The sequence below is a fragment of the Micromonospora sp. CPCC 206061 genome (genome assembly GCF_036906915.1).
In the GTDB taxonomy this organism is placed as follows: Bacteria; Actinomycetota; Actinomycetes; order Mycobacteriales; family Micromonosporaceae; genus Phytohabitans.
On record NZ_JBAKHX010000042.1, the window covers coordinates 36,718 to 53,806 of the forward strand.

Annotated in this window: 13 protein-coding genes; 4 read left to right on the forward strand and 9 right to left on the reverse strand. The window is 72.7% G+C overall.

The genetic code is table 11. The features are described 5' to 3' along the window. Nucleotides 1-34: 34 nt before the first annotated feature. A complete protein-coding gene (locus tag V6V89_RS25215; RefSeq protein WP_334621806.1) occupies nt 35-1,225 on the reverse strand; it encodes a S8 family peptidase in 1,191 nt (396 codons plus the stop codon). A 186-nt stretch (nt 1,226-1,411) separates the two neighbouring features. On the opposite strand from V6V89_RS25215, the gene V6V89_RS25220 reads away from it, so the two are divergent. Beyond that, nucleotides 1,412-2,386: a sigma-70 family RNA polymerase sigma factor gene (locus tag V6V89_RS25220; protein WP_334621807.1), complete on the forward strand. Its 975-nt coding sequence runs from the start codon at nt 1,412-1,414 to the stop codon at nt 2,384-2,386. 20 nt (nt 2,387-2,406) lie between these two features. Here V6V89_RS25220 and V6V89_RS25225 read toward each other — a convergent pair whose 3' ends face one another. After that, nucleotides 2,407-2,709 carry an STAS domain-containing protein gene (locus V6V89_RS25225; RefSeq protein WP_334621808.1) on the reverse strand — a complete coding sequence of 101 codons (303 nt, stop codon included), beginning with the start codon at nt 2,707-2,709 and terminating at the stop codon, nt 2,407-2,409. 151 nt (nt 2,710-2,860) lie between these two features. Here V6V89_RS25225 and V6V89_RS25230 point away from each other — a divergent pair, with 151 nt between their 5' ends. From V6V89_RS25230 to V6V89_RS25240, 3 genes are all read left to right on the forward strand, one after another. Beyond that, entirely contained in the window at nt 2,861-4,180 is a 1,320-nt protein-coding gene (locus V6V89_RS25230; protein ID WP_334621809.1) for an FAD-binding oxidoreductase, read from the forward strand. Between the two features lie 413 nt (nt 4,181-4,593). Then, nucleotides 4,594-5,343 (forward strand): TIGR03089 family protein, encoded by a 750-nt coding sequence (locus tag V6V89_RS25235; protein WP_334621810.1) that lies wholly within the window; start codon nt 4,594-4,596, stop codon nt 5,341-5,343. Further along, nucleotides 5,333-5,839, forward strand: a complete 507-nt coding sequence (locus tag V6V89_RS25240; protein WP_334621811.1) for an endonuclease V — start codon at nt 5,333-5,335, stop codon at nt 5,837-5,839. The genes V6V89_RS25235 and V6V89_RS25240 overlap by 11 nt, the downstream gene beginning before the upstream one ends. Before the next feature lie 9 nt (nt 5,840-5,848). Here the strand turns inward: V6V89_RS25240 and V6V89_RS25245 are convergent, their stop codons facing one another. From V6V89_RS25245 to V6V89_RS25275, 7 genes are all read right to left on the reverse strand, one after another. Beyond that, nucleotides 5,849-9,445 (reverse strand): hypothetical protein, encoded by a 3,597-nt coding sequence (locus V6V89_RS25245; RefSeq protein WP_334621812.1) that lies wholly within the window; start codon nt 9,443-9,445, stop codon nt 5,849-5,851. Beyond that, a complete protein-coding gene (locus V6V89_RS25250; protein WP_334621813.1) occupies nt 9,442-10,266 on the reverse strand; it encodes a carbohydrate ABC transporter permease in 825 nt (274 codons plus the stop codon). The genes V6V89_RS25245 and V6V89_RS25250 overlap by 4 nt, the downstream gene beginning before the upstream one ends. After that, on the reverse strand, nt 10,263-11,204 hold the full coding sequence (locus tag V6V89_RS25255) for a carbohydrate ABC transporter permease (RefSeq protein WP_334621814.1): 942 nt from the start codon (nt 11,202-11,204) through the stop codon (nt 10,263-10,265). Before V6V89_RS25255 ends, V6V89_RS25250 begins: the two co-directional genes overlap by 4 nt. After that, complete coding sequence (locus tag V6V89_RS25260) at nt 11,201-12,505, reverse strand: ABC transporter substrate-binding protein (protein ID WP_334621815.1); 1,305 nt, start codon at nt 12,503-12,505, stop codon at nt 11,201-11,203. The genes V6V89_RS25255 and V6V89_RS25260 overlap by 4 nt, the downstream gene beginning before the upstream one ends. Before the next feature lie 218 nt (nt 12,506-12,723). Then, nucleotides 12,724-13,155, reverse strand: coding sequence for a nuclear transport factor 2 family protein (locus tag V6V89_RS25265; protein WP_334621816.1), 432 nt, complete (start codon nt 13,153-13,155; stop codon nt 12,724-12,726). 16 nt (nt 13,156-13,171) lie between these two features. Further along, on the reverse strand, nt 13,172-13,987 hold the full coding sequence (locus V6V89_RS25270) for a helix-turn-helix transcriptional regulator (RefSeq protein ID WP_334621817.1): 816 nt from the start codon (nt 13,985-13,987) through the stop codon (nt 13,172-13,174). A 9-nt stretch (nt 13,988-13,996) separates the two neighbouring features. Further along, nucleotides 13,997-17,032, reverse strand: coding sequence for an AfsR/SARP family transcriptional regulator (locus tag V6V89_RS25275; protein ID WP_334621818.1), 3,036 nt, complete (start codon nt 17,030-17,032; stop codon nt 13,997-13,999). Between the last annotated feature and the right edge of the window lie 57 nt (nt 17,033-17,089).

Consider the following 17,089-nt stretch of genomic DNA (forward strand, 5'->3'; position numbering starts at 1 on the left):
GCGCGCCGGGTGGCACGCCCCACAATGGATATAGCTAGAAACTGCCGGTGTAGAGCAACCGGTTCGGCGAGCCCGAGCCCGGGCTGGTGACCACGCCGGTCGTCGCGTTGTTGACGATCGCCGTGTGGACCTGGGCGGGTGTCGCGGACGGGTTGTTCGCCAGGAACAGCGCCGCCGCGCCCGCCACGTGCGGGGCGGCCATCGAGGTGCCGCTGATGGTGTTGGTGGCGGTGTTGCTGGTGTTCCAGGTCGACGGGATGTTGATGCCCGGCGCGAACACGTCTACGCACGTGCCGCGGTTGGCCCAGCTGGCCTTGCGGTCGTTGCTGTCGGTCGCCGAGACGGTCAGCGCCTCGGCCACCCGTGCCGGCGACTGGGTGCAGGCGTCCAGCGCGATGATGCCCAGGAACCCGTTGCCCGCCGCGATCGCGTAGCTGACCCCTTCGGTGATCGACCGGCGTACCGCGTTGTCGAGCGCCGTGTCCGCGGCGCCGCCGAGGCTCATGTTCGCCACAGCGGGCTTGACCGCGTTGGCGGTGACCCAGTCGATGCCGGCGACGACCTGCTCGGTGGTGCCGCTGCCCTCGCAGTCGAGCACCCGCACAGCGACCAGTCGCACGCCCTTCGCCACCCCGTACGCGCTGCCGCCGACCGTGCCGGCGACGTGCGTGCCGTGGCCGTGGCAGTCGTCGGCGGCGCCGCCGTCGACGGCGTCGAAGCCGCTCGTGGCCCGGCCGCCGAAGTCCGTGTGGCTGGTGCGGATGCCGGTGTCGACGATGTACGCGTGCACGTTCGAGGCGGTCGTGTTGTAGGTGTACGCCGAGTTCAGCGGCCGGTTCCGCTGGTCGATCCGGTCCAGGCCGTACGACGGCGGGTTCGACTGCGTGGCGCTCACGCGGTGAATGACGTTGGGCTGCACGAACTTGACGGCCGGATCGCCGGCGAGCGCCCGTGCCTGCGCGTCGGACATGGTCGCCGAGAAACCACGCAGCGCGTGCGAGAACGTCTTCCGTACCGTCGCCCTGTGCTTGCCCGCGAGCGCCTTGGCCTGCGCGGGCACCGCCGCGCCGCCGTCCTTGAGCACCACGACGTAGCTGCCGGGCACCACGTCCGCGCCAGGCGCCGCGAGGATCGTGCCGCCCGCCGGGGCGGCAATGGCCGTCGCGGCCGGACCGGCCGCCCCGACCAGGATGGCCGCGCCCGCGATGACGGCAATCCTTGTCATTCTTCGTATTTGGGCCATCTGTTCCTCCCCACACTGATGGCCGAGCCCGCCCGGTACGTACGGACGGAAGCGACTCGACCGAACAGACCAGCGTGTACCGGAAAGTAACAGCCCCGCACGCTCCTGAAAAGGGCGAATGTCGGTGGGGTGGTATACGTTGGCCGGGTCGAAAGGGGGGCGGCTGTGATGCAGAAGGTGAGCACCATCGGCTCCGAGCGGGTCCTGGAGGAATACCGGCGGGAGCTGACCGCCTACTGCTACCGGATGCTCGGCTCGGCTTTCGAGGCCGAAGACGCCGCACAGGAGACGCTGGTGCGGGCGTGGAAGAGCCTCGACAAGTTCGAGGGCCGCGCGGCGCTGCGCTCCTGGCTGTACCGCATCGCCACCAACGTCTGCCTCGACATGCTCGGCAGCGCCCAGCGCCGTGCCCGCCCGATGGACCTCGGCCCGGCCGGCTCGCAGGGCTCCCTGCCCGACGCGCCGCTCGCCGAGACGGTCTGGGTCGGTCCCGCCCCTGACAGTCGCCTGCTGCCAGAGTCCGCCGACCCCGCCGAGCTGGCAGTGGCCCGCGAGTCAATCCGCCTCGCGTTCGTCGCCGCGATGCAGCACCTGCCGCCGCGCCAGCGCGCCGTGCTGATCCTGCGCGAGGTGCTCGCCTGGTCGGCCAACGAGGTCGCCGAGCTGCTAGAGACCAGCGTGCCGTCCGTCAACAGCGCGCTCCAGCGGGCCCGCGCCACCATCTCCACCACCGACCTCGCCAGCGACACCCACAAGCCCATGGACGAGGAGCAGTCGGCGCTGCTGGCGCGTTACGTCGAGGCGTTCGAGCGATACGACATGGAATCGCTGACCGCCCTGCTGCACGAAGACGCGACGCTGTCCATGCCGCCGCTGTCGCTCTGGTTCCGCGGTCACGCCGACATCCGCAGCTGGATGCTCGGCACCGGCAGCGGTTGCCGCGGCTCCCGCCTGATCCCGACCGCGGCCAGCGGCCTGCCGGCGTTCGGCCAGTACCGGCCGAGCGGCCCCGGCGGGCGGCACGAGCCGTGGGCGCTGATCCTGCTGGAGATCTCCGACGGGCGCATCCACGGCGTCAACTCGTTCCTCGACACCGAGCACCTGTTCCCACTCTTCGGCCTCCCCACCCGCCTCGACGACTGACCGCTCAGTCAGTCAGCCAGTCAGTCGGCCGCAGGCAGGACGTCGGTCAGGCCGGTCAACGCCACCAGCTGCGCCAGGCGGCGATGAGCGCGTAGAACGCGCAGGTCGCAGCCGAGCCGGCGCGCGGTCAGTCGCAGCCGTGCCAGCGCCTCGATCGTCACGGCGTCCGGCGCGCTGACCGCACCGACGTCGCAGAGCACCGCCGCGGCCCCCGTGTCGCGCACGAGCGCCGCCAGCCGCGCGCACAGGCGCGGGATGTCCGCGCGGTCCACGACGGGCCCGATCGCGAAGACCGGCGGTGGTCGTTCCTGGGGTCCGGACAAGTCGGCCTCCGTTCGCAGTGGGTCTGACGGTCAGACGCCCGGCCGGTAGGGAATTCATCGCGCCCCCGAAAAAATCCTTGGCGGCCGCCGATGAGTCCGCGGCGCCCCGCCCGTCTGACCCTCCGACGACAGCCGATCGAGAGGGACCGCCATGAACCAGGACGCACTCCGCCGCGGGTTCGCCGGACCGGTGCACCTGCCCGGCGACCCGGGCTACGACACGCACCGCCAGCCCCTGTACCCGACGATCGACCCGCGGCCCGCCGCCGTGGTCGAAGCGCGCGGACCCGCGGACGTCCGGGCCGCCGTGGTCGCGGCCCGCCGGCACGACCTGCCGCTCGCCGTGCAGGCCACCGGGCACGGCACGCACGTCGCCGCCGACCGCGCGCTGCTGCTCAAGACCTCGCACCTGGCGTCGGTGCTCGTCGACCCGGACCGCCAGGTGGCGCGGGTAGGTCCCGGCGCGCGGTGGGGCGCGGTGCTTTCGGCGGCCGCGTCGTTCGGTCTGGCGCCGCTGTCCGGCTCGTCGCCGTCGGTCGGCGTGACCGGGTACACGCTGGGCGGCGGCCTGGGTTGGCTGGCGCGCCGGTACGGCTTCGCGGCCGACAGCGTGGTGCGTGCCGACGTGGTCACCGCCGACGGCCGGCTGCGCACCGTGAGCGCCGACCGCGACCCGGAACTGTTCTGGGCGCTGCGCGGCGGCGGCGGAAACTTCGGCGTCGTCACGTCGCTGGAGTTCCGCCTCTACCCGGTCGACCGGGTGCTCGCCGGCTTCGCGTACTTCCCCGCCGATCGGGCCGCCGAGACCCTCGCCTGGTACCGCGACTGGGCCGCCACCACCCCCGACGAGCTGAGCACGGCCGCGCTGCTGCGCCGGATGCCGGACGCCGACGACGTTCCCGCGGCGGTGCGCGGCAGGCGTGTACTGATGATAAAGGCCATGTACGCGGGCGATCCCGACCGCGGCCGTTGCCTTCTCGCTCCACTGTGGTCCGTCGCCGGGCCGGCGCTGGTCGACGACGTGCGGCCGGTGCGGTACGCGGACGCCGCCATGGGCGGCACGCCGGCCCGGTACCTGGACATGTTCCGCACGCTGCCCGACGCGGCGCTCGAAGCGCTGGCCGACGCGCACGCCGCGCCCGACTCGCCAATCTCCACTGTGGAGATCCGGCAATGGGGCGGCGCGATAGCGGACCCCGGTCCGGACGCCGGGCCGGCGGGGCACCGCGACGCGCGGTTCTCCGTCATCGTCGACGCGGTGTTGCCGGAGCTCGCGACGGCGCTGCGCCCGCACGGCATGGACGCGACCTTCCTCAACTTCCTCGCCGACCCCACCCGCACCGCCGCCGCCTACACGGCGCAGAACCACCGGCGCCTGCGCGAGGTGAAGGCCGCCTACGACCCGCGCAACCTCTTCCGCTCCGGCCACAACATCCGCCCGTTCGCCACCGCCAAAAGCACCGCCTCATAACCTCGACAACCACCGGGAAATGTTCGCCGGCGCCGCCTGGCGCGCATCGCCGCGCCTCGCACGCATCGCCGCCCTCTTCCGTTGATCAAGGGCAAATGCACGTGGTTTGATCTCTTTTCCACGTGCGTTTGCCCTTGATCGCGGCGAATCGCCTTGATCGCCGCGCGGCGTTTGCCGCTCCGCCCTCGCGCGGCTCCGGCGCCGCGTCAAGGTCGATCGCCGCGATCGGCGCGCTCCGCTCCTGCTCTCGACCCCGACAGCGTCGATCAGGGAGAGTGGCATGGATCAAGGACAAACGCACGTGGAAAAGAGATCAAACCAGGTGCGTTCGCCCTTGATCGACGGCATGGGGCCGCCGCGGGGTGGGCCGGGCAACGGGCGCGGTGGGGGGTGGGCGATAGGATGCGGTACCCATGGAGAACGCCGCACCCGCGTTGATGAACAGCGCCGCCATGGACGACGTTGGCGCGCCGCTGCTCACCTACTGCGACGACGCGACCGGCGAGCGGGTCGAGTTGTCGGCGACCGCATTGGCCGGCTGGGCGGCGCGCACCGCCAGGCTGTTGCGCGAGGGCTGCGGGCTGGGCGCGGGCAGCCGCGCCGCGGTGCTGCTGCCACCGCACTGGCAGACCGCCGCGGTGCTGCTGGGCGCCTGGTCGGCGGGGGTGTCGGTGTCGTTCCGGCTGGCGGCGACGGCGGGCCTGCCGGCGCTCGGGCCGGGGGCCGACGAGCCGCTCGACGCGACGTTCGTCGCGCCGGAGCGGGTCGACAACTGGCTGGACGACGTGCCGGACGCGCCGCACCGCTTCGTCTCCGGACTGGCCGCCGACAGCGAGCCGCCCGCCGGCTACCGGAACTTCCTCGCCGAGGTCGGCCGGTACCCGGAGGCCCCGGCCGGGTTCACGCCGATCGGGGAAGGCGACGCGGCGACCGTCGACGGCACCAGCTACCGCGAGTGGGGCCGGCTGGCGCGGGAACTCGCGGAGATCTACGACCTGCGGGCCGGTGACCGGCTGCTGGTCGACGCGGCCGAGCACGAGCACCCCGTGAAGTGGCTGCTGGCGCCGCTCGCCGCCGGCGCCTCGGTGGTGCTGTGCGCGCACCTCGACCCGGCGACCGCCGCCACCCGCGCCGAGGCCGAGCACGCCACCCGTGTCCTCTAAGCTGGCCGGACGGTACGCCGCGGTCGACGTGCACTATCCGGCCGACGGCAGCGCGAACGCCGCGATGGTCGTCGCCGCCGACCGCACCTTCTCATCCATTGTGGACGAGTACACGGCGCACCTGCCCAGCGTCCCGCCGTACCAGCCGGGCGCCTTCTTCCTGCGCGAGCTGCCCGCGCTGCGTGCCGTGTTCGCGCAGGCCGGCGTCGTTGACCTGGTGGTCGTCGATGGCTACGTCGACCTCGACCCGAATGGCCGGCCCGGCCTGGGCGCGCACGTGCACCACGAGATGGACGTGCCGGTGGTAGGCGTGGCGAAGACCGCGTTTCACAGCGCGACGCACGCGGTCGAGGTGCGGCGCGGCGGCACGCGACCGCTCTACGTCACGGCCGCCGGCCTGCCGCTCGACGAGGCGGCGGCGCTTGTGCAGGCGATGGCAGGATCGCACCGCCTCCCGGACGCCCTGCGCCGCGTCGACAGCCTGGCCCGCGCCTAGGGCTAGGGCCTAGTACGTCAGGGTTACGGGGCCGAAGAGGCCGGTGTGGCGTTGGCCCGGGTACACGAAGTGGGTGGGGCTGACCTCGTCGAGGTACGGGGCGAGGGTGCCGTAGACGACCACCTCGATCTCGTTGTCGCCGGCCCGCAGCGCGCCCGTGAACCGGTACGGCCCGCAGAAGCGCGCCCCCAGCGGCTCACCGTTGAGCGCCACCTCGGCAGTGCCCCGCACCCGCCCGAGGTCCACAGTGGCTGGGCCACCGGCGTCCACAGTGAACCGCTGCCGGTATCGCACACCGCCGCTGTATCCGGCAAGCCCCTGCTCCTCCCAGTCTCCCAGCCCGACCAGCCCGTCACCCACGTCGAACACCACCGGCCCGGTGAGTGCCGCCCCGTGCGAGAACCCGGGTTGAGTGGTCACGCGGACCACGCAGGCGCGCGGTCCGGACGGCGCGGCACCGAGGTCGACGGCCAGTGCTCCCGCGCCGCGCGCCACCTCGGCGCCGTCGACCGAGACCTCCGCCTCCGCCTGTACGCCGAGACGCATGGCCGTGGCACCCGGTGGGATCGGGAACGAGAACCACTGCACCGAGGCGGTCGGCACAGCGAGCACGGTCGGCACGACCACGTCACCGCCGTCCGCCCCGTCGAGCCATGCCGTCTCGGGCAGCGGGTGCGGCCGCCGCCGCAGGTGCAGGGCCGCCGGGTCGCCGTATTGCCGGCGGCGCACCAGCGTCTCGACGCGCACCCCGTCGCGTGCCGCGCTCCAGTGGCGCCCGGAGAGCGCGAGCCCGTCCACGAGCACCGCCCCCGCGTCCGACGCCTCGGTGAACTCCACGGACAACTCATGGGGGCCCGGACGCGGCAGCTGGCCGAGGTCGTATCGGCGGACGCGCGGCGTGGCCTGCTCGGCGTACGGCTCGAAGCCGCCCTGCCGGCCCACCTCCACGCCGCCCCAGCGGATCACGCACGCCTCTCGCGCCGCCACCTGAAGCTGGCCGGCCTTGCCGGTCACCGACGTCCGCAGCGTCACCGTCGATCCCGGTCGAGAAGTGCCGCCCGCGCACATCCACTCCGGACGCTCGAAGGCGGTGGCGTCACGCACCACAGCGATGTACGCGCGCAGGTCCAGGTCTTCGTCGGGGGTCAGGTCGAGCGCCAGCGCGTGCCGCCCGGGTGCGAGCCGCACCGGTGCCAGGCCGAGGTACCCGCGGTCGTCGAAGGCGAGTGCCGCCCCGCCGAGGGCGCCGGACTTGGCGGCCGCCACGCCGACCGCGAGCCATCCTTCGACGGGTTCGGCGAGGATCAGGTCGCATCGCACGCGCACCGGTGCGCCCGCCCGGGCCGGGCCCAGCGCGAGGAACTCTTCCGGTACGTGCCCCTTCGGCCCGAGCACCTCGCGGTGGATCGGGTCCTTGTGGATGCCGCGCGACGTGGAGTAGACGAGCGCCTCCCCGTCCCGCACCGCGTGCGGCCCGAACGTGGCGTGCGCCTCGCCCCACTCGGCGGCACCGTCGAGCCGGTGTCGCACCGTCCATCGCTCCACGGTCCCGGATGTGCCGAAGTCGCCCCAGACATCGTCCATTGTGGGCACGAGCGACGAAGTCCACTGGGGACCAAGCCGCAAGGATCGAGACGCGGCGCGCCCACCGGAGGCGGCTGCCGGGAGCGGCGCCGGAGGGAAGGCGAGCAGCGCGGCCGGCCCGTGGTCGAACGGCACGCGCACCTCCACCGTGTCTGCGACGGTGGAGCAAGGCAGAGCGCGGCTCTCACCGCTGAACGGGTCGATCAGCACCGCGTGCGGCGGCACGTCTCGCACCCGCACCGTCACGCTCTCGTGGTAGCGGGCCGGGTCGAAGTCGTAGCGGGCGTCGAGCCAGCCCAGCGAGATGCCGCGCTCGTCGGGGCGGCCCACCGACACGTCGCTCGCCCGGCTCGCGGCTGCGGTGAGGAACACGACGCGCGTACCGTCGACGTCGCGCACCAACGACGGTACCGGCGCCTCGACCGGCGGGGCGGGCAGCAAGGGGCCGACGGCGGCCGCGTCGGCGACCAGATGCGCCCGCCCTGCCGCGAAATGCGCGAGCAGTTCCGCGGCCGCACCATCGGCGCCCTCGGGTAGGGCGCCGACGGCGATCAGCGTGCCGCCCGCCGTGACGAACCCGTCCAGGCGGGCCGCCACGCGCTCGTCGAGCACGGTGCACGCGGGGAGGATCACGGTGCGGTACGCCTCGTCGGCGACGCGTACCCGGCCATCCGTCACCTCGGCGCGGGCGAGGGAGTCGTCGTCGATGACGTCGGCTTCGCGGCACAGGCGGTCGAGCGCGCCGGGAACGGTGTGGAACCAGGTCATGTCGCCGACCAGGTCGCGGTAGACGCGCTGGGCGCGCAGGGCGTCGGCGCTCGTGTGGCCGTCGAGGCGGGCGCCGGCCTGCGCTGTGGCGGTGGGCAGCAGCACGGCGATGTCGCAGGCGTGCCGGCCGAGCGAGAGGGCGGCGCACAGGCGGGTGACGGTGTCGGCGAAGAGGCGGTGGTGGCGCCAGTAAGGCTGGCGCCAGTCGGTGGACGGCGGCGCCCACTCCCACCAGCCGGCCTTGGTGGTGTAGTAGACGGCGTGCGGGTTGTAGAGGGTGGCGCCGGCGCGCAGCCACGGCAGCAGCCAGTCGAGCGTCTCTTCGAGGGTGCCACCCCACCCGCTGGAGTGAAACGCCTCGACCCAGGTACGCGGCCGGCCGTACAGATGGGACAGTGACGAGTGGACGCGCGCGTCGCCGTGGTGGTCGGAGCCGGGCGCGCCGAACCAGCGGTGGGTGCGCGCGTAGTCGGCGTAGAGGCGGACGCCGGCGACGGGGTCGCCGGCGCGGGCCGGGTCCTGCTGGTCGCAGCCGGCGAGCAGGCCGTACCGGGCGTGCCAGTCGGCGAGCGGCCGGAAGAAGGCCTCTTCGGCGAGCTCCGCGCGGGTCAGTTGGTAGTCGCGCAGGACCAAGGCGTCCGAGCCGGTCCACAGTAGTGCACGGTCCAGCTCGTAGCCGCGACGCGCGGCGAACTCTGACGCGAACGTCGCGGACCACGTGGGCAGCGCGGGCAGCTCGTCCTGGAACGAGCCGGCGATGACGCCGCCGAGATGGTGGCCGAGGCGGCGGGCGAACTCACCGTGCACCTCATCGAGCAGTGCGGCGCAGGCCACGATGGACAGGTAGTCGAAGCCGCGGGTGTGCACCGACCCGTCGGGCGCGAGCCACCGGCCGGCGTACTCGGGATGCCGCTCGACGAGGCGCGCCTGGATGTCGGCGCCGGAGAAGCCGAGCTGGTCGTAGAACCACAGGCGGGCACCGAGGTCGGCGGCGTCGGCGCACACGCCGTCGAGCAGCGCCCACCACTCGCCTGCGAAGAACGGCGGGTCGTCGGCGTCGCAGCCGAACATCGGGCCGGTCGGTGCCAGGTTGAGCACGACGAGGTTGTGCACGCCGCCGGCGACGAAGCGTTCGAGCTGCCAGCGAAGCCGCCGCCGGTCGAGCCGGGCGCCGCTCCACCACCAGATCGCGACCGGCGAGAACTCGCGTGGCGGCTCGCGCAGGACCGCGGCGAGCCGGGGTGGCAGGCTCACCCTTTGAGCCCGCTCGCGAAGCCCTTGATGACGTACCGCTGTAGCAGCAGGAATACCAGCAGGATCGGGATCGCCCCCAGTACCAGACCGGCGAAGACCAGCCCGTAGTCGGACACGTACTGGCCGACGAACGCGAAGATGCGCACCGGGATCGTCTCGTGGTCGGAGCCACCGAGGTACAGCAGCGGGGTGAAGAAGTCGTTCCAGATGAAGACCGCGTTGAGGATCAGCACGGTGCCGGTGATCGGGCGCAGCAGCGGGAACACGATCCGGGTGTACGCCTGGAAGTGCGAAGCGCCGTCGACGAGCGCGGCGGTGGCGTAGTCGGCGGGCAACGCCCGGATGAAGCCGGTGTACAGGAAGATGGTGAACGGCAGCTGGATGCCGGTGTAGAAGAGGATGAGCGCCTGCGGCGTGCCGATCAGCTCGGCCTTGGAGAAGAGGTTGTACAGCGGGATCATCCCGAGCTGGAACGGCAGCACGATGCCGAGCAGGAACAGGATGTACAACCCGTATCCGAGACGGGTGGCCCGGCGGGCCAGGAAGTACGCCCCGCACGAGCCGATCGCGATGAGCAGCACCAGGCTCACCACCGTGACGAGCGTGCTGCTCAGCAGCGCCGAGCCGAGCGAGGCCGCCGACCACGCCTCGGTGTAGTTGTCTACTGTGGGCGGTGCCGGCAACGCGAGCGGGGTGCTGGCGATCTGGCCGGCGTCCTTGAGCGACAGCACGATCAGCGCGTACACGGGGAACAGGAACGCCACGCCGACCGCCACCATCAGCAGCTCCAGCACCAACGTGCGCGGGCGGTACCTGTTCACGTCTGGTCCTCCCGGGCGCGCAGGTAGCGGATCTGGACGAGCGACACGGCCGCCACGAACAGCGCCAGCACCAGCGCCACGGCTGTGCTGTACCCGTATCGCCCGAAGACGAACGCCTCCTTGTAGAGCACTGTGGACAGTGTCTCGGTGGCGTATCCGGGGCCGCCACCGGTGGCCGCGAACACCTGGTCGAAGAGCTTGAGGCCACCGATCGTGGAGAGCATCACGTTGATCGTGGTGGCGGGCGCGAGCAGCGGCCAGGTGACGTACCGGAACCGCTTGACCGGCCCGGCGCCGTCGATGGTGGCCGCCTCTTGCACGTCTTTGCCGATGCCCTCCAGGCCCGCCAGGAAGATCACCATCGAGTACCCGGCGTGCTGCCACACCACCATCGCCGCGACCGACCACAGCGCAAGCGACGGGTCGCCGAGCCAGTCCTGCCGCAGGGAGCCGAGCCCGACCGCGCCGAGCAGCCCGTTGAGGCCGGCGTTCGGCTCCGGGTTGTAGACGTACTTCCACAGGAACGCCACCATTACCGGGCTGACCACGACCGGCGCGAAGAAGACGGCGCGCAGGAGCATCCGGCTCTTGATGCGTGCGTGCACGCCGAGGGCGAGCAGCAGCCCGACGCCGTTCTGCACCACCACGATCGCGACGGTGAGCAGCAGCGTGTTGCGCAGCGCGCCGAGCGCCCGGTCGTCGTGCAGGAGGCTGTCGAAGTTGCGCAGCCCGACGAACGACCAGTCGCCCAGCCCGCTCCAGTCGGTGAACGCGTACAGCAGGCCGGACGCGCTGGGGTACAGCACGATGGCGCCGTAGCAGAGCAGCGCGGGCGCCACGAACAGCCAGGGCGGGCCGAGCCGGTTGCGCGGCCGGCGCCGCCGGGCCGGGCGCTCGGGCGGCGCGGTCGGGCTCGCTTCCAGTACCGGTGTGCTCATGAGCTCTTGCGGTACACCTCGTCCATTTTCTTGAGCCCGTCGTCGATAGTGATCTTCTTGGCGAGCAGGTCCTGGATCACGGTGAAGTGCGTCGGCTGTACCTCTGGGTTGGGCCAGCGCTGCCCGACCGGCGCGACCCGGCCAGCGTCGATCAGCGGCAGGAACGACTGGAGCGCCGGGTCGACCTTGGAGCTGGCGTCGCGCTTGAGCGGGATGGCGGCGACCGCCTCGCACCAGGTGTTGATATTTTCCTGCTGGCCGAGGAACTCGACGAACTTCAGCGCGGCGTCCTTGTTTTTGCTCTTGGCGTGCACGCCGATGCCCACGTTCGCCCCGCTCCACGTGTATACCTGCTCGGCGGTGTCGGCGCTCGGGAACGGAAACATGTCGATGTCGCCGGAGCTTGTGGCCGCGTCGCGGAACGCCGGCAGCAGCGGCGCCACCTGCACGGCCATCGCCGCCTGCCCGGTGCCGACCATCGCGGTCTGCTGCTCGAGGGTGGTGCCGTTGGGGTTGTCGTTGAAGAAGCCGCGGTCGCGCAGCTCCATGTACAGCGCCATCGACTGCTTCCACCCCGAGCCGGCGAACGTGGCCTTGCCGGCGATCATCTGGTCGTCGAAGTCGGGGGTGTCCCGGTAGACGTGCGAGGCCACCAGCGCGTAGGTGATGAGCTGCGTGACCCACTGGGTCTGCGCGCCGAGCGCGAGCGGCACCTTGCCGGCCTGCTTGAGCTTCTCGCAGGCGGCGATCAGCTCGCTCCACGTTTTGGGGATCTGCACACCCGCCGCCGCGAACACGCTCTTGTTGTAGATCGTGCCGATCACCGTCAGGCCCGACGAGAACAGGTACACCTTGTCCTCGTACTGGAACGAGCTTTTGAGGTTGGCCGGGATCGCGGAGGTCCATGCCTGGCCGCTGAGGTCGGCGAGCAGGCCAGCCTTGGCGATGTCGGTGGTGGACATCGCGCTGCCGCTGCCCGGGTACAGCGCGTGGATGTCGGGTGCGTTGCCGCCGCCGAGCTGTGCCCGCAGGGACGTCTGGACCTGGTCGGTCGGCGCGTACGAGGTCTTGAACGTGATCCCCGACCCGCTGTCGGTGTATGCCTTGGTAAGGAGGTCGAGTGGGGCCTTCTCGTCGGCGACACCGACCAGGCTGAGCGAGTCTGAGTCGCCGGAGCCGCCGCCGCACGCGCTGAGCAGCCCAGGCACCGCGGCACCCGCCGCCAGCCCGCCAAGTATCCGCAGGAACTGCGCCCGGCTGACGCCGCCCGTCATGAAACCGCTGCCATCTATCGCTGTCATGCCGCCTTCATCCCATCGAGGTCACGGGAAGCCCTCGCCGTTCGGGCTGTGTGCACATGCTTTGTTAAAAGTGCGAGAAATCTTGTTACGGCGAGGGTAAGACGGCGTGATCAGAGTGTCAAGCAACGGTTCAACCGGCCCGTCAACCAGGCCTTTACTGCCATTTAAGGGACAGAAAGGCACGGTTGACGGGCACGTGAAAACAACGCACCTCGATGTTATGTCTGAGCGCAGAGCGTGCCGTGCTCGGGCAGCGGCAGGGCCTCGCCGATCACGTCGTGGTTGACCCAGAACTCCACGACCCGGCCCGCGGCGAGCCGGATGATGTCGGTGCCGGTGAAGGTGGCCGCCTCGGTGGCGAACGCCCACCGGCCGGCGATCAGGTCGCCGCTGATGATCGGGCCGACCTGCACCGCGAGCCGGCCCTCGGGGAAGGCGGCCCGCAGCGCCGAGATCCAGGAGATCAGTGCCGATCGACCACCGGGCCGGTCGGCTGCCCGGCCAAGCGCCGGGAGGTGCAGGGCCAGCGCCGGCGCGACCAGGGTGTCGGCCTGGGCGAGGTCACCGTTGCGCAGCGCCATCCACCGCTCCCAGAGCGCACCCCGGGTGTCGGCGGCGTACGTGGAGTTGTGGTTGGGGTTGACGGTCATCGCGGCCGCTCCTCACTCACTGAGTTCGCTGGTCACTGTCAAACCCCATCGTCGTGGTGGCCGCGGACACCGTCCTGTCCGCATTTTCTGAAAAACCGGAGCGGCCCGGGAAACCGAGGCGGTCTGGAAAATCCAGGCGGATCGCCGGCGGGTGGGCGGCCTGCAGGCGGCCGGGATCGATCGGCCGGGACGGGGCGATCTCGGGCGTCGTCGCGGCACGACGGACCCGGTCGAGCCGGAACTCACGCTCGTCACCGCGCAACCGGCACCACCCCACCAGGTACCACAATTTGCCCTCGCCGAGCAGCGCCACCGGCTCGACGAGCCTGCGTGACGGCGTGCCGTGCTTGTCCACGTACTCGATGGACAGGACGGACCGGCTGACCACCGCGTCTTCGGCGATGCGCAGCACGTGGCGCGGCGGTCCCGGCTCGTCGCCCGGCGGCGCCGCGAGGTGGATGCGCTCGGCGACCTCGCGCGCGGTCTCGACGTCGCGCCGCGCCATCGCGGCGAGGAGTTTGTGCAGCACGGAGCGCGCCGCGTCGACGAACGGCGTGCCTTCGAGGGCCCGCAGCGCGATGGCGGTGGCGACCGCCTCGCGCGGCGTGATGTTGACCGGCGGGAGCGTGTGCTCCTTGTCGACCACGTAGCCGCCGAGCCGGCCGGTCTCGGCGTAGATGGGCACGCCGGCCTGCTGGAGCGCGGCGATGTCGCGCCGGATCGTGCGCGCGTCGACCTCGAAGCGCGCCGCGAGCCAGTGCGCGCTGCGCGGGCGCGGCGACACCGCCCGCAACTCCTCCACCAGGGCATACAGCCGATCGGTACGGTTCACGCGGAGACGTTACCGACGCGCTCCGACATTTTCCGCGAGCCTCAAAATGATCTTTGAAAGGGCCGGCGTCCCGGCGTCGATGCCGTCGCTGAGCGCTCCGGCCCCACGCCGCGCGTCCCGGGCCGCCACGCCGTCGCCCAGAGCGTCGTAGGCCCGCGCGAGCATGTCGAGCGTGGCAGCCTTCGCGGAACGGATGTTCATGTCGTCGTACGTCGCCAGGCAGCGCTTGAGCACCGGCACGGCGGCCGCGGCCCGCCCGTCGCCGATCCAGCTCACCGCCAGGTCGCGGGCCAGCCCGGTGGCCCACAGCCGGTCGCCCAGCTCGACGGCGAGGTCGCGGCTCTCCTCCAGCAGCCGCACCGCCTCCCGCCGCTGGCCCAGCCCGGCCGCCGCGGATGCCTGGTGCCGCAGGGCGGCCAGCAGCACATACCGGTCGCCGACGCCGCGCAGCCGCTCGACCGCCTCGGCCGCCGCCTGGTAACCCAGCAGCGCCTCCCCGCGCACCAGGCGCGTGACGGCGAGCGAGTTCAGCGCGCGAGCCACCACCAGCTCGGCGGCGCCCTGGCCGCGGGCCTCCGCGACCGCCGTCCGGTCGGCGTCGAGGGCCTCGTCGAGCCGGCCCAGCCCGCGCAGCGCCGCCGAGAGCGCCGGCGAGGCGAGCACGGCGGCGATCGGGTCGGCCTCCGACTGGAAGATCTCCACCGCGCGGCGGGCGGCCAGCGCCGAGTCTTCGTGCCGGCTCTGGAGCCCGTGCAGCACCGCCTCGTCGCTGAGCACGCACGCCACCCCGTGCCGGTCGCCGAGCCGCTCGAAGAGCCCTCGGCTGAGCGCGAACCCGGCCGCCGCCTCGGGCATGTCGCCGCACACCAGGCTCAGCACCGCGGCGAGAAACTCGGCACGCGCCGTGGCCCGGTCGTCGCCCAGCCGCTCGGCCGCCAGCCGGGCGTGGCGCTGCACGGCGCGCAGTTCCGCCCACCGGCCGCGCGCCCACAGGTACGGCGCGAGCCGCTCCGCGAGCGCGATGGTGCCGGGTTCGTCAGGGGCCAGGTCGAGCGCGGCGGTCAGAAACCCCAGCTCCGCGTCGAACCACTCGAACGGCTCGATCTCGCCGTCCGGGGCGCCGGCCGGCCGGTACCAGGTCAACGTGCGCGGCAGCCGCGCGGCCGCGGCGTCCGCGCGCGCGACGGACGCCGCCAGTAGCCGGCGGCGCGCGGCCGACCTGGCACCGGGGCCGACGGGAGCGGAGCGAGCGCCAACCAGCAGGTCCCGCGGATTGGCGGCGGCCAGCTCGTCGGCGGTGGCCAGCTCGTCGGCGTAGATCCTCAGCAGGTCGTGCATGCGGTAGCGCGGCTCGCCGCCGGCGGCGACCGGTTCGACCAGGCTCGCCTCGACCAGCTCGTCGAGCACGGCCTCGGCGGCCGGCTCCGCCTGGTCCGCCGGCAGCAGCGCCGCCACCGCCCAGGCGGCGAAGCTCGCCGGGCCCGCCAGGCCGAGCAGCGCGAACGCCGCCCGCGCCGGTGCCGACAGCGCCCGCACGCTGAGCGCGAGCGCCGCGCGCACCTGCTGGTCGCCGGCCGCAAGCTCGGTGAGGCGGCGGTGCTCGTCGTCGAGGCGGTCCGCCAGCGTGCGCAGCCGCCACGGTCGGGTGGCCAGTCGAGTACCGGCGATGCGCAACGCCAAGGGCAGGTTTCCGCAGGCGGCGGCGATCCGTCCGGCCGACACCCGCTCCCCCGCCACGCGGTCGGCACCGATCACGTACGCGAGGAGCTGGCCCGCCTCGGCGTCGGTGAGCGGCTCGACGGCGACGTGCCGAGCGTCGATGAGGCCGCTGAGCCGCCACCGGCTGGTCACGAGCACGGCGCTGCCGGGTGTGCCGGGCAGCAGCGGCCGCACCTGCTCCGGATCGGCGGCGTCGTCGAGCACGACCAGCACCCGACGGTCGGCGAGGCGCGCCCGGTACGCGGCGGTCAGCGCCGGCAATCCGCGCGGGATGGCGGACTCCGGCGTGCCCAGCGAGCGCAGCAGGCCGGCGAGGACCGCGTCGGGGTCGCGCGGGGCGGCTGACGCGCCCGCGAGGTGGGCGTAGAGCTGCCCGTCCGGGAACTCCGGGCGTACCCGGTGGGCGGCGACCACGGCGAGCGCGCTCTTGCCGACGCCCGGCTGGCCGGACAGCGCGACGACCGGCACCTCCTCGGCGGGGGTCAGGAACGCGACCACCTCGGCGAGCAGGTCGGCGCGGCCCGCGAAGCCGGGCAGCGCGGGCGGTAGCTGGCAGACCGGCGTCCATGCCCGTGGCGCGGCTGGCGCCGCCGGCGCGGGGTCGTCGCCGCGCAGGATCGCGCGATGCAGGTCACGCAGCCGGCTGCCGGGCTCGACACCCAGCTCGGCGACCAGCACGTCACGCGCGTTCTGGTATGCCGACAGCGCCTCGGCGCGCCGCCCGGCTCGGGTCAGCGCGACCATGAGCTGGCCGTGCGGGCGTTCTCGCAGAGGGTGCTCGGCGATCAGGCGGTGCAGCCGCGACAGCACGTCGGGCAGGTGCTCGCCGGCCGCCAGCTCGGCGTCGACCTGGTCTTCGACCGCGTCGAGGCGTTCCGCCTCCCAGGTGCGCGCGATGCCTTCCAGCGCCGGAAGGTCGGCGAACGGCCGCCCGCGCCACTGGGCGAGCCCGCGCCGGAAGCGATCCGCCGCGCCGGCCGCGTCACCCGCGGCGAGCGCCTCCCTGGCCGCCGCCACCTCGCGCCGGAACACCAGCACGTCGAGCTGTTCGGCATCCAACCGGAGCAGGTATCCGCCATCTCTGTGCTCAATGGACACGTCGCGGAGCCGGTCGCGCAGCCGCGACACGTAGGTCTGGAGGTTCGAGGCGTGCGACGCGGGGATCCGGTCGGGCCAGAGCGCCTCGACCAGCCGATCGACCGGCGCGACCCGGCCGGCGCGCACCAGCAGCATCGCGAGGAGGGTGCGTTCGTGCCGGCTGCGCAGTACGACCTCGGCGCCCTCGGCGTCCTGTACCCGCAGCGGTCCGAGTACGCCGAACCTCACGACAGGACACCGTACCCTCTCCCACCGTCTCATGTGGCCGCTGTGTGGCGGGCATGT

Bases quoted from the DNA above. Each gene is read 5' to 3' on its own strand.
- V6V89_RS25215 (WP_334621806.1), bottom strand. From the start codon at position 1,225: ATGACAAGGATTGCCGTCATCGCGGGCGCGGCCATCCTGGTCGGGGCG.
- V6V89_RS25220 (WP_334621807.1), top strand. From the start codon at position 1,412: ATGCAGAAGGTGAGCACCATCGGCTCCGAGCGGGTCCTGGAGGAATAC.
- V6V89_RS25230 (WP_334621809.1), top strand. From the start codon at position 2,861: ATGAACCAGGACGCACTCCGCCGCGGGTTCGCCGGACCGGTGCACCTG.
- V6V89_RS25235 (WP_334621810.1), top strand. From the start codon at position 4,594: ATGGAGAACGCCGCACCCGCGTTGATGAACAGCGCCGCCATGGACGAC.
- V6V89_RS25255 (WP_334621814.1), bottom strand. From the start codon at position 11,204: ATGAGCACACCGGTACTGGAAGCGAGCCCGACCGCGCCGCCCGAGCGC.
- V6V89_RS25260 (WP_334621815.1), bottom strand. From the start codon at position 12,505: ATGACAGCGATAGATGGCAGCGGTTTCATGACGGGCGGCGTCAGCCGG.
- V6V89_RS25265 (WP_334621816.1), bottom strand. From the start codon at position 13,155: ATGACCGTCAACCCCAACCACAACTCCACGTACGCCGCCGACACCCGG.